This is a genomic window from Stenotrophomonas sp. NY11291 (assembly GCF_023277365.1).
GTDB classification, from domain to species: domain Bacteria; phylum Pseudomonadota; class Gammaproteobacteria; order Xanthomonadales; family Xanthomonadaceae; genus Stenotrophomonas; species Stenotrophomonas geniculata.
Genome location: NZ_CP096975.1, coordinates 3,343,705 through 3,356,271, shown reverse-complemented (window position 1 = coordinate 3,356,271; position 12,567 = coordinate 3,343,705). Strand labels below are relative to the sequence as shown.

Below are 12,567 nucleotides of genomic sequence, written 5' to 3'. Positions count from 1 at the left end.
CCGCCACGCCAACGCCCGCTGCAGGCAGCCGGCGCAAGCCGGCGCCGCAGTTTCTGGAATTTCACGTTATGCATTTCGCTGAGGTCGGCCGATGAAGGCGACAGGTAATTTCGAGGCGGCGCGCGACGTCGACCCGATGGTGGTGCTGAGCGACAAGACCCGCGCTCACATCGATCACTGGCTGTCCAAGTTCCCGCCGGACCGCAAGCGCTCTGCCGTGCTGCAGGGCCTGCATGCGGCCCAGGAACAGAACGAGGGCTGGCTTACCGACGAGCTGATCGCCGGCGTGGCCAAGTACCTTGATCTGCCGCCGGTGTGGGCCTACGAGGTCGCCAGCTTCTACTCGATGTTCGAGACCGAGAAGGTGGGCCGCAACAACGTGGCCATCTGCACCAACATCAGCTGCTGGCTCAATGGCGCCGAGGACATCGTCCGCCATTGCGAGAAGAAGCTGGGCATCAAACACGGTGAATCGACCCCGGACGGCCGCGTCTACCTCAAGCGCGAGGAAGAGTGCCTGGCCGGTTGCGGTGGCGCGCCGATGATGGTCATCAACGGTCACTACCATGAGCGTCTGACCCTGGAAAAGGTCGACGAGCTGCTGGACGGGCTGGAGTAAGGGCATGGCACATCACCACGAATCCAAGGGTCCGGTCGGCCCCGCGCCGCTGCCGCACCAGGTGGTCTACACCACCCTGCATTACGACACCCCGTGGTCGTACGAAAGCTACCTGAAGACCGGTGGCTACGCCGCCCTGCGCAAGATCCTCGAAGAGAAGATCCCGCCGGAGCAGGTCATCGAGATGGTCAAGGCCTCGGGCCTGCGCGGCCGCGGTGGCGCAGGCTTCCCGACCGGCCTGAAGTGGTCCTTCATGCCCAAGGGCAACATGCAGAAGTACATCCTCTGCAACTCGGACGAATCCGAGCCGGGCACCTGCAAGGATCGCGACATCCTGCGCTACAACCCGCATTCGGTGGTGGAAGGCATGGCGATCGCCTGCTACGCCACCGGTTCGACCGTGGGCTACAACTACCTGCGCGGTGAGTTCCACCATGAGCCGTTCGAGCACTTCGAACAGGCCTTGGCCGATGCCTATGCGAACGGCTGGCTGGGCAAGAACATCCTCGGCAGCGGCGTGGACATCGACATCTACGGCGCGCTGGGCGCTGGCGCCTACATCTGCGGCGAAGAAACCGCGCTGATGGAATCGCTGGAAGGCAAGAAGGGCCAGCCGCGTTACAAGCCGCCGTTCCCGGCCAATTTTGGCCTGTACGGCAAGCCGTCGACGATCAACAACACCGAAACCTATGGTTCGGTGCCGGCGATCATCCGCAACGGACCGGAGTGGTTCAAGGGCCTGAGCCTGACCGCCAACGGCGGCCCGAAGTGCTTCTCGGTGTCCGGCTGCGTTCAGAACGGCGGCAACTTCGAAGTGCCGCTGGGCACCAAATTCCACGATCTGCTGGAAATGGCCGGTGGCCTGCGTCCGGGCCGCACCCTGAAGGGCGCGATCCCGGGCGGCGTGTCGATGCCGGTGCTGACCGCGGCCGAGCTGAAGGACCTGCCGATGGACTACGACACCATCCGTGCGCTGGGCTCCGGCCTGGGTTCGGGTGCGATCGTGGTGCTCGACGACAGCGTGTGCTGCGTCAAGTTCGCCTGCCGCATCAGCCAGTTCTTCCACAAGGAATCCTGTGGCCAGTGCACCCCGTGCCGTGAAGGTACCGGCTGGATGCACCGCGTGCTGGAGCGCATCGTCGCCGGCAAGGCCACGATGGAAGACCTGCACCAGCTGAAGGCGGTGGCCGGCCAGATCGAAGGCCACACCATCTGTGCGTTCGGTGAAGCGGCTGCATGGCCCATCCAGGGCTTCCTGCGCCAGTTCTGGGACGAATTCGAGTACTACATCGTCAACGGTCATTCGATGGTTGACGGCAAGAAGGTGGAGGCAGCCGCCGCATGAGCGCGCAACCCGTAAACCCGAACGTGCCACCGGATCACGTGACCATCGAAATCGATGGCAAGTCCCTGGTCGTGCCCAAGGGTTCGATGATCATCCAGGCGGCCGACAAGGCCGGCATTTCGATTCCGCGCTTCTGCTACCACGAGAAGCTGCCGATTGCCGCCAACTGCCGCATGTGCCTGGTGGACGTGGAGAAGTCGCCGAAGCCGGCGCCGGCCTGCGCTACCCCGGTGATGGACGGCATGAAGGTCGCCACCCGCAGCGAAAAGGCACTGAAGTTCCAGCGCTCGGTGATGGAGTTCCTGCTCATCAACCACCCGCTGGACTGCCCGATCTGCGATCAGGGCGGCGAGTGCGAGCTGCAGGACGTGTCGCTGGGCTATGGCCGTTCGGTCAGCCGCTTCAACGAGCGCAAGCGCGTGGTGCCGGACGAGGACATGGGCCCGCTGGTCGCCACCGAGATGACCCGCTGCATCCAGTGCACCCGCTGCGTCCGCTTCACCGCCGACGTTGCCGGTACCTACGAACTGGGTGGCATGTACCGCGGTGAGAACCTGCAGATCGGTACCTTCGACGGCAAGCCGCTGACCACCGAGTTGTCGGGCAACGTCGTCGACGTCTGCCCGGTCGGTGCGCTGACCAACAAGGTGTTCCAGTTCCGCGCCCGCCCGTGGGAACTGACCGCGCGCGAATCGCTGGGCTACCACGACGCGATGGGTTCGAACCTGTTCCTGCACGTACGTCGCGGCGAAGTGCTGCGCACCGTGCCGCGCGACAACGAAGCGGTGAACGAGTGCTGGCTGTCCGACCGTGACCGCTATTCGCACCAGGGCCTGTACAGCGAAGACCGTGCGGTCAAGCCGCTGCGCAAGGTCAATGGCGAGTGGAAGGAAGTGAGCTGGGCCGAAGGCCTGGCCGCGGCCGCCGAGATTCTCAAGACGAACCAGGGCGACAACCTGGGCGTGCTGGTGCATCCGTCCACCTCGAACGAGGAAGGTGCGCTGCTGGCCCGCCTGGCCAAGGGCCTGGGCTCGAGCAACATCGACCACCGCATCAACAACCGCGATTTCTCCGACGCCGCCACCGCCGAAGTGTTCGGCCTGCCGCTGGCCGAAATCGAAGGCGCCGACCGCATCGTCGTTCTGGGCAGCAACATCCGCCACGAACTGCCGCTGCTGCACGCCCGCCTGCGCAAGGCGCAGACCACCAACGGCGCGAAGATCCACGTCGTCAACCCGGTGGACTTCGACTTCGCCTTCAGCATCGCCGGCAAGCAGATCGTTGCGCCGTCGAAGTTCGTCGACGCGCTGGCCAACGCAGAGCTGCGCTCGGCAGTGCAGGGCGGCAACAACACCGTACTGATCGTCGGTGGCATCGCCGAGAACCACCCGCAGGCTGCCGCGATCCGCGCCGCTGCGCGTGATTTCGCTGCCGCCACCGGTGCCAAGCTGTGCCGCATCCCGCAGGGCGCCAATGCCGTGGGCCTGACCCGCGCCGGCGTGCTGCCGGCCGGCAAGGACGTGGCCGCCATGCTGGCGCAGCCGCGCCAGGCCTACGTGGTGTACGGCCTGGAGCCGGGCCTGGACTTCGCCGACGCACCCGCCGCGCGCAAGGCGCTGGTGGGTGCCCAGGTGGTGGCCTTCAGTCAGTTCGCCTGTACCTCGACCCGCGACGTCGCCGACGTGATCCTGCCGATCGGTGCGCTGCCGGAAATCGACGCCACCCTGACCAACCTCGATGGTCGCGAGCAGTTGGCCCGTGCCGGCGGCAAGCTGCCGGGCGAGGCCCGTGAGGGTTGGCGCGTGCTGCGCGCCCTGGGCGGCGAGCTGGCCGTGGCCGGTTTCGACTTCACCGACCTGGCCGGCCTGCGTGCCAGCCTGGCCCCGGTTTCGGTCGCCGTTGCCGCTTCGGCGCAGCCTGTGGTCGCCGGCGAAGGCCTGGAAGTGGCTTCGACCGCCGCGATCTACCGCACCGATGCGGTGGTCCGTCGCGCCCCGGCGCTGCAGTCGCATCCGCTCAACAACGCCCCGCGCATCGTGCTGAACGCTGAAGATGCCGCTCGCCTGCAGCTGCAGGAAGGGCAGATGGCCAAGGTCGGCACCGATGCCGGCAAGGCCACCCTGCCGGTGGTGGTCGACGCCCGCGTCGCTGCGGGTTCGGTCTGGATTGAATCGGGCCACGGCGCGACCGCGCCGCTGGGTGCCGCTCGCGTATCGGTGGTGGCTGCATGAACGAATTGCTGTTGAACGCGGTCGACCCGCTGCACCAGTGGCTGCTTGGCCTCGGTGACATCGGCGCGCTGATCTGGATCATCCTGAAGATCCTGGTGATCACCGTTCCGGTGATCATCTCGGTGGCCTTCTATGTGGTCTGGGAACGCAAGCTGATCGGCTGGATGCACGTCCGCCACGGCCCGATGTACGTGGGCATGGGCATCTTCCAGGCCTTCGCCGACGTCTTCAAGCTGCTGTTCAAGGAAGTGGTCCAGCCGAGCAGTGCCAACAAGGCGATCTACCTGCTGGCACCGCTGATCACCCTGGCGCCGGCCTTCGCGGCCTGGTCGGTGGTGCCCTTCGATTCGCAGATCGTGCTGTCCAACGCCAACGCCGGCCTGCTGTATCTGCTGGCGATGACCTCGCTGGGCATCTACGGCATCATCCTGGCCGGTTGGGCATCCAACTCGAAGTATGCGTTCCTGGGTGCGATGCGCGCCTCGGCACAGATGATCAGCTACGAAATCGCCATGGGCTTCGCCCTGGTTGGCGTGATGATCGCGTCGGGCAGCCTGAACCTGAGCAACATCGTGATGGCGCAGGCCGGCAATTCCGGTTTCTTCGACTGGTTCCTGCTGCCGCTGTTCCCGCTGTTCGTCATCTACTGGGTGTCGGGCGTGGCTGAAACCAACCGCGCGCCGTTCGACGTGGTGGAAGGCGAGTCGGAAATCGTCGCCGGCCACATGGTCGAGTACTCCGGCGGTGCCTTCGCCCTGTTCTTCCTGGCCGAATACGCGAACATGATCCTGATCAGCTTCCTGATCTCGATCTTCTTCCTCGGCGGCTGGCTGAGCCCGATCCAGGGCTGGGTCAACTTCGGCGATGTCTCGCCGCTGGTCGACTGGATCTGGAAGGGCGGTGCACCGTGGCTGTTCGTCAAGGTGTTCTTCTTCGCCAGTGCCTACATCTGGTTCCGTGCCAGCTTCCCGCGCTTCCGCTACGACCAGATCATGCGCCTGGGCTGGAAGGTCTTCATCCCGCTGGCCATTCTGTGGATCGCGGTTACCGCCGTCATGGTGTTCTTCGGCGTGATTCAAAAGGGCGTCTAAAGTGATGAACAGGATTACCCATTACTTCAAGAGCCTGCTGCTGCTCGAACTGCTGGCCGGTCTCTGGCTGACCTTGAAGTACAGCTTCAAGCCCAAGTACACGATGATGTACCCGATGGAGAAGTTCCCGCAGTCGCCGCGCTTCCGTGGCCTGCACGCCCTGCGCCGTTACCCCAACGGTGAAGAGCGCTGCATCGCCTGCAAGCTGTGCGAAGCGGTGTGCCCGGCACTGGCCATCACCATCGACTCGGCCAAGCGCGAAGACGGCACCCGCCGTACCACGCGCTATGACATCGATCTGTTCAAGTGCATCTTCTGCGGCTTCTGTGAAGAAAGCTGCCCGGTGGACTCGATCGTCGAAACCCACATCCTCGAGTACCACTTCGAGAATCGTGGCGAAAACATCGTTACCAAGCCGCAGCTGCTGGCCCTGGGCGACCGTCTCGAGTCCGAGATCGCCGAGCGTCGCGCCGCCGATGCCGCTTACCGCTGAGGTCGAGAGATGGATTGGGTAAATATCGCTTTCTGGGTGTTCGCCATCGCGGCAACGGTTTCGGCCGGTGCGGTGATCAGCGTGCGCAACCCGGTTCACGCCGTGCTCTGCCTGGTGCTGACCTTCTTCTCCATCGCCTGCGTCTGGCTGCTGGTCGGCGCCGAGTTCCTCGGTGTGGCACTGGTGCTGGTGTATGTCGGCGCGGTGATGGTGCTGTTCCTGTTCGTGGTGATGATGCTGGACATCGATCCCACCAAGATGCGTGAGGGCTGGGTCCGCTACCTGCCGGTCGGCCTGATCGTTGCCGTGGCCATGCTGGTCCAGATGCTGATCCTGATCGGCGTGAAGGGCAGGGCGGTTACCCCGTTCCCCGCCGACAACGCCGCCGCGGTCGCTGCCGACAGCTCCAACGTCACCTGGCTTGCGCGCACGCTGTTCACCGAATACCTGCTGCCGTTCGAGTTCGCTGCGGTCATCCTGACCGTGGCCGTGGTTGCCGCCGTGATGCTGACCCTGCGTCGCCGTACCGGCGTGAAGAGCCAGAACCCGGGCGAGCAGACCATGGTCAAGGCCGGCCAGCGCCTGCGCATGGTCAAGATGGGCGCCGAAGCGCCGGTCGTGCACAGCAACAGCAAGCCGGCCACCGGCGAGGAGACCCAGCCGTGATTACCCTTGGCCACATGCTTGCGCTGGGCGCGGTGCTGTTCGCCATCAGCCTGGCCGGCATCTTCCTCAACCGGAAGAACGTCATCGTCCTGCTGATGTCGATCGAGCTGATGCTGCTGTCGGTGAACGTCAATTTCGTCGCGTTCTCGCGTCAGCTGGGCGATCCGTCCGGCCAGCTGTTCGTGTTCTTCATCCTGACCGTCGCCGCCGCGGAAGCCGCCATCGGCCTGGCGATCCTGGTGACCCTGTTCCGTACCCGCCGCACGATCAATGTCGGCGAAGTCGATTCGTTGAAGGGCTGATCCACAGATGGAAATCACTCTCTCCAAGAGTCTGTTGATCGCAGTGGTGCTTGCACCGCTGTTCGGCAGCATCATCGCCGGCCTGTTCGGTCGCCAGGTCAAGCGCTTCGGCGCGCAGACCATCACCATCCTCGGCGTTGCGGTTGCCTGCGGCCTGTCGATGTACACGCTCTACCAGCTGCTCTGGGGCGGTGCGCAGCCGTTCAACCAGAACATCTACACGTTCTTTGAAGTCGGCCAGTACTCGGCCCACGTCGGCTTCATGGTCGACAAGCTGACCGCGATGATGATGGTGGTGGTGACCTTCGTGTCGCTGCTGGTCCACATCTACACGATCGGCTACATGCAGGACGATCCGGGCTACCAGCGGTTCTTCAGCTACATCTCGCTGTTCACCTTCTCGATGCTCACCCTGGTGATGAGCAACAACTTCCTGCAGCTGTTCTTCGGCTGGGAAGCGGTGGGCCTGGTGTCGTACCTGCTGATCGGCTTCTGGTTCAAGCGCCCGACCGCGATCTTCGCCAACATGAAGGCGTTCCTGGTCAACCGCGTCGGTGACTTCGGCTTCCTGCTGGGCATCGCCGGCGTGCTGTGGGTGTTCGGCACCCTGGACTACTCGCAGGTGTTCTCGCAGGCCGGCATGCTGGCTGACCCGCGCGCCCAGCTGCAGATCTGGGACGGCACGATCCTGGGCATGCAGCTGCTGAACGAGCCGGTGATCTGGTCGATCGCCACCGTCATCTGCATCTGCCTGTTCATCGGCGCCATGGGCAAGTCGGCCCAGGTCCCGCTGCACGTGTGGCTGCCGGACTCGATGGAAGGCCCGACCCCGATCTCGGCACTGATCCACGCCGCGACGATGGTGACCGCCGGTATCTTCATGGTCACCCGCATGTCGCCGCTGTTCGAGCTGTCGCAGACCGCGCTGAACTTCGTGCTGTTCATCGGTGCCACCACCGCGTTCTTCACCGGCCTGATCGGCATCGTGCAGAACGACATCAAGCGCGTCGTCGCGTACTCCACGCTGTCGCAGCTGGGCTACATGACCGTCGCCCTGGGCGTGTCGGCCTATTCGGCGGCCGTGTTCCACCTGATGACCCACGCCTTCTTCAAGGCGCTGCTGTTCCTGGGCGCCGGCTCGGTCATCATCGCGATGCACCACGAGCAGGACATGCGCAAGATGGGCGGCCTGCGCAAGTACATGCCGATCACCTTCGTCACCATGTGGATCGGTACGCTGGCCCTGGTCGGTACGCCGTTCTTCTCCGGCTTCTATTCGAAGGACACCATCATCGAGGCGGCCGAGATCCACGCCCACATGCAGAACAGCTGGGTGGCCACCTATGGTTACTGGGCAGTGCTGGGTGGCGTGCTGGTGACCAGCTTCTACAGCTTCCGCCTGCTGTTCATGACCTTCCATGGCAAGGAACGCTTCCGCGACGCGCACGACGATCATGGCCATGGCCATGACGATCACCACGCCGCCGACGCCCACCATGGCGATGCCCATGACGACCACGACCACGGCCATGGCCACGGTCCGCATGAGCCGCACGAAACCCCGTGGGTGGTGACCCTGCCGCTGATCCTGCTGGCCATCCCGTCGATCGCCATCGGTTTCTTCAGCATCGGCCCGATGCTGCATGGCACCGATTGGGCGGGCCAGCATGCGCACGAGGCGATCAAGGGCCAGGCGCAGACGTTCTTCACCGGCATCGTCGACTTCTACGATCCGGCCAAGAACACCGTCGCGTTCCTGGGTGAAGAGTTCCATGGTCCGGTCGCGTTCGCGCTGCACGGCATGATGCTGCCGCCGTTCTGGCTGACCCTCGCGGGCTTCCTGCTGGCCGCGCTGTTCTACCTCTGGAAGCCGGACCTGTCGGGCAAGGCGCGCAAGACCTTCGCCCCGATCGTTTCGGTGCTGGAAAACAAGTACGGCTTCGACAAGCTGTGGATCGATGGCTTTGCCGGCGGCAGCGTCAAGCTGGGCAAGGTCTCGCGCTGGATCGACAGCAACATCGTCGACGGCGTGGTCAATCTCTCGGCACGTGTTGTGGACGTTGCAGCCGGCGTGCTGCGTCGTACCCAATCCGGTTTCCTCTATCACTACGCCTTCGCGATGATCATCGGCCTGATTGCCCTGCTGGGCGTGCTGATGCATTACCTGCGTTGATGACCTGTACGGAATAAGAAGACGTGTCGAACTGGCCTCTACTCAGTGTCCTCATCTGGCTGCCGATCATCGGTGGTGCCCTGATCCTTGCGATCCGTGATGCGCAGACCGCCCGCTGGGCGTCGCTGGGTGTCGCGGTGCTCACCTTCGTTGCAAGCCTCTCGCTGCTGAGCGGCTACAACGCGGGCATCGACGGCCTGCAGTTCGTCGAGACCCATGCCTGGATCCCGGCGTACAAGATCGGCTACAACCTGGGCGTGGACGGCATTGCCGTGGCGCTGATCCTGCTGACCACCCTGGTCAGCGTGCTTGCCCTGATCGGCGCCTGGAGCGCCATCGACAAGCGCGTGAACCAGTACGTGGCGGCCTTCCTGATCCTGGAAGGCGTCACCGTCGGCATCTTCGCCGCGACGGACGCGATGCTGTTCTACGTGTTCTTCGAGGCGATGCTGATCCCGATGTTCCTGATCATCGGTGTCTGGGGCGGCCCGCGCCGCATCTACGCCGCGCTGAAGTTCTTCCTGTACACCTTCCTCGGCTCGGTGCTGATGCTGGTGGCGCTGATCTACCTGTACATGAAGGGCGGCAGCTTCCAGCTGGCCGACCTGTACGCGCTGCCGCTGTCGGCCAAGGAACAGACCTGGATCTTCTTCGCCTTCCTGATCGCCTTCGCGGTCAAGGTGCCGATGTTCCCGGTGCACACCTGGCTGCCGGACGCGCACGTGGAAGCGCCGACCGCCGGTTCGGTGATCCTCGCCGCCATCGCCCTGAAGATCGGTGGCTACGGCTTCCTGCGCTTCAACCTGCCGATCGTCCCGGACGCGTCGCAGGAATGGGCCTGGCTGGTGATCGCGCTGTCGCTGATCGCGGTGATCTACGTCGGCCTGGTCGCTCTGGTGCAGGACGACATGAAGAAGCTGATCGCCTATTCGTCGATCGCGCACATGGGCTTCGTCACCCTGGGCACCTTCATCGCCCTGTGGCTGGTGCGTGAGGCCGGCAACGCCGATGCCGCCCGCCTGGGCTTGCAGGGCGCCATGGTGCAGATGATCTCGCACGGCTTCGTGTCCGGTGCGATGTTCTCCTGCGTCGGCGTGCTGTACGACCGCATGCACAGCCGCCGCATCGCCGATTACGGCGGCGTGGTCAACGTGATGCCGTGGTTCGCCACCTTCGCCATGCTGTTCTTCATGGCCAATGCCGGCCTGCCGGGCACCAGCGGTTTCGTCGGTGAGTTCATGGTCATCCTGTCGGCCTTCCAGCGTAATCCGTGGATCGCACTGGGCGCGGCCACCACCCTGATCATCGGTGCCGCCTACACCCTGTGGCTGTACAAGCGCATCTTCTTCGGCGAGGTGGCCAACAGCCACGTGGCCGAACTGAAGGACATCAACGGCCGCGAATGGCTGGTGCTGGGCGTGTTCGCCATCGGCGTGCTGGCGCTGGGCATCTACCCCAAGCCGCTGACCGACCTGATGGAGCCCTCGATCGCGAAGCTGGCGATGCAGATCGCATCCAGCAAGCTGCTGTAATTCCAGGATTTGATGATGACCACCTCGCCGCTGCTGCCATTGACCGCCGCTGACCTGCCACCGCTCGCTCCCGAGCTGGTGCTGATCGGCAGCGCTTTCGCCCTGATGATCCTCGACCTGTTCGTCAGCAACCGGAACAAGATCGTCACCCACCTGTTCTCGCTCGCTGCGCTGGCCGTGGTGCTGTTCATGCTGGCCACCGGCGTGGGCGGGCAGGGGGAGGTCTTCCATGGCATGTTCGTGCGCGATACCGCTGCGGACGTGATGAAGACCGGGATCGTGCTGCTCAGCGGCCTGACCCTGGTCTATGGCTGGCGTTACCTGCGTGACCGCAACCTGTTCCAGGGCGAGATCCCGGTGCTGATCCTGTTCGGCACCGCCGGCATGATGATCCTGGTGTCGGCCGGCAGCCTGCTGATGGTCTACCTGGGCCTGGAACTGCTGGCGCTGTGCTCCTACGCCCTGGTCGCCAGCAACCGTGAGAACGGCCTGGCCTCGGAAGCGGCGATGAAGTACATCGTGCTCGGCTCGCTGGCCTCGGGCCTGCTGCTGTACGGCATGTCGCTGATCTACGGCGCCACCGGCAGCCTGCACCTGGACGTCATCCGCGACGCCATCCCGCACTCGGAAGAGCGCGTGCTGCTGATCACCGGTGCGGTGTTCATGATCGCCGGCGTCGCCTTCAAGCTGGGTGCCGCACCGTTCCACATGTGGCTGCCGGACGTGTACCAGGGTGCCCCGGCACCGATCGCGCTGTTCATCAGCTCGGCGCCGAAGCTGGCCGCTTTCGGCATGGCCTACCGCCTGCTGGAGATGGGCGTGGGCCCGCTGTCGACCGAACTGCAGCTGCTGATCGCCGGCCTGGCCGCGGTCTCGCTGGTCATCGGCAACCTGATGGCCATCGCGCAGAGCAACCTCAAGCGCATGCTGGCGTTCTCCACCGTCTCGCACATCGGCTTCCTGCTGATGGGCATCGCCGGTGGTGGCGCGCAGGGCTATGCCGCAGCGCTTTTCTACGCACTGGCCTACGCCATCATGTCCACCGCCGCCTTCGGCGCGATCATCGCGCTGTCGCGTGCCGGCTTTGAAGCCGAGAACATCGAGGACTTCAAGGGCCTGAACGCCCGCAACCCGTGGATGGCCGGCCTGGTGCTGTGCATCATGGCGTCGCTGGCCGGCATCCCGCCGTTCCTGGGCTTCTGGACCAAGCTGGCCGTGCTGGGCGCTGCCGTCAATGGCGGCCTGCTGTGGCTGGCCATCCTCGGCGTGCTGTGCGCCGTGGTCGGCTGCTTCTACTACCTGCGCGTCATCAAGGTCATGTACTTCGATGAGCCGGTGGGCGAGGCCATGCCGCGCAGCAACGACCGCGTGCTGGGCCTGGTGCTGGGCGTGAACGCGCTGGCACTGCTGGCGCTGGGCCTGGCCTGGAACCCGATCATGGTCTGGTGCCAGCAGGCATTTGCGCATCTTGCATAAAAGTTGACACAAAGCTGCGCGATTCGTGTAATATGCGCAGCCTGAGTTGTCACTGCAGCGGTTCAGCCAGAACATCGTTGCGGTAGCCCTCCTCGAAAGAGCAGGGCAGCAGTTCAAACACTTCCGGTGCGGGGTGGAGCAGTCTGGCAGCTCGTCGGGCTCATAACCCGAAGGTCGCAGGTTCAAATCCTGCCCCCGCTACCAACTTCAGATCGGCGCCAACCGGTCTGATGAATGAGGGAAAGCTTGCATGTTTTGAAGTTATCGCTCATAATTCCGCTTCTGATGCGGGGTGGAGCAGTCTGGCAGCTCGTCGGGCTCATAACCCGAAGGTCGCAGGTTCAAATCCTGCCCCCGCTACCAAGTAAAGAAATCGCCTTCGAAGTCCTGCTTCGAAGGCGTTTTTCTTTGGGGCGGTGCTCGATCCGCCGGGCATGGCCCGGCGCTACCCGTACGCCGCACGGTGGTAGCGCCGGGCCATGCCCGGCGAGCGCAGCGGACGCTTCGGGGTAGCCCCGCACCTTGCACCAGCGCGGTGCAGCCGCTATCATCAGCGACCTAGCAATACCCCTGAAGGTGGCCTCCCCAGCGGGAGTCCAGACCCGGAAGGAGGGCCGCAACCGGCAGGCAATGCGGGTT

At 64.4% G+C, this 12,567-nt stretch carries 10 protein-coding genes and 2 tRNA genes; all 12 read left to right on the top strand.

Going from position 1 to position 12,567, the window contains the following annotated elements:
- The first annotated feature begins 91 nt into the window (after positions 1-91).
- A complete protein-coding gene (gene nuoE / locus M1L61_RS15750) occupies positions 92-619 on the top strand; it encodes an NADH-quinone oxidoreductase subunit NuoE (protein ID WP_006381132.1) in 528 nt (175 codons plus the stop codon).
- A gap of 4 nt (positions 620-623) precedes the next feature.
- On the top strand, positions 624-1,964 hold the full coding sequence (nuoF, locus tag M1L61_RS15745; protein WP_010486436.1) for an NADH-quinone oxidoreductase subunit NuoF: 1,341 nt from the start codon (positions 624-626) through the stop codon (positions 1,962-1,964).
- Positions 1,961-4,195 carry an NADH-quinone oxidoreductase subunit NuoG gene (gene nuoG, locus M1L61_RS15740; protein WP_248853759.1) on the top strand — a complete coding sequence of 745 codons (2,235 nt, stop codon included), beginning with the start codon at positions 1,961-1,963 and terminating at the stop codon, positions 4,193-4,195. The genes nuoF and nuoG overlap by 4 nt, the downstream gene beginning before the upstream one ends.
- Entirely contained in the window at positions 4,192-5,286 is a 1,095-nt protein-coding gene (nuoH, locus tag M1L61_RS15735) for an NADH-quinone oxidoreductase subunit NuoH (protein WP_006381129.1), read from the top strand. The genes nuoG and nuoH overlap by 4 nt, the downstream gene beginning before the upstream one ends.
- Before the next feature lie 4 nt (positions 5,287-5,290).
- Complete coding sequence (gene nuoI / locus M1L61_RS15730) at positions 5,291-5,779, top strand: NADH-quinone oxidoreductase subunit NuoI (RefSeq protein WP_005417924.1); 489 nt, start codon at positions 5,291-5,293, stop codon at positions 5,777-5,779.
- A 9-nt stretch (positions 5,780-5,788) separates the two neighbouring features.
- Complete coding sequence (locus M1L61_RS15725; RefSeq protein ID WP_010486441.1) at positions 5,789-6,445, top strand: NADH-quinone oxidoreductase subunit J; 657 nt, start codon at positions 5,789-5,791, stop codon at positions 6,443-6,445.
- Positions 6,442-6,747: an NADH-quinone oxidoreductase subunit NuoK gene (gene nuoK / locus M1L61_RS15720; RefSeq protein WP_006381125.1), complete on the top strand. Its 306-nt coding sequence runs from the start codon at positions 6,442-6,444 to the stop codon at positions 6,745-6,747. Before M1L61_RS15725 ends, nuoK begins: the two co-directional genes overlap by 4 nt.
- 7 nt (positions 6,748-6,754) lie before the next feature.
- Positions 6,755-8,920, top strand: coding sequence for an NADH-quinone oxidoreductase subunit L (gene nuoL, locus M1L61_RS15715; RefSeq protein WP_248853758.1), 2,166 nt, complete (start codon positions 6,755-6,757; stop codon positions 8,918-8,920).
- A gap of 23 nt (positions 8,921-8,943) precedes the next feature.
- On the top strand, positions 8,944-10,452 hold the full coding sequence (locus M1L61_RS15710; RefSeq protein WP_005410452.1) for an NADH-quinone oxidoreductase subunit M: 1,509 nt from the start codon (positions 8,944-8,946) through the stop codon (positions 10,450-10,452).
- Positions 10,453-10,467: 15 nt separating this feature from the next.
- Complete coding sequence (nuoN, locus tag M1L61_RS15705) at positions 10,468-11,928, top strand: NADH-quinone oxidoreductase subunit NuoN (RefSeq protein WP_005410451.1); 1,461 nt, start codon at positions 10,468-10,470, stop codon at positions 11,926-11,928.
- A gap of 127 nt (positions 11,929-12,055) precedes the next feature.
- Positions 12,056-12,132, top strand: a tRNA-Met gene (locus M1L61_RS15700).
- Positions 12,133-12,214: 82 nt separating this feature from the next.
- Positions 12,215-12,291 (top strand) — tRNA-Met (locus M1L61_RS15695).
- Positions 12,292-12,567: the final 276 nt, after the last annotated feature.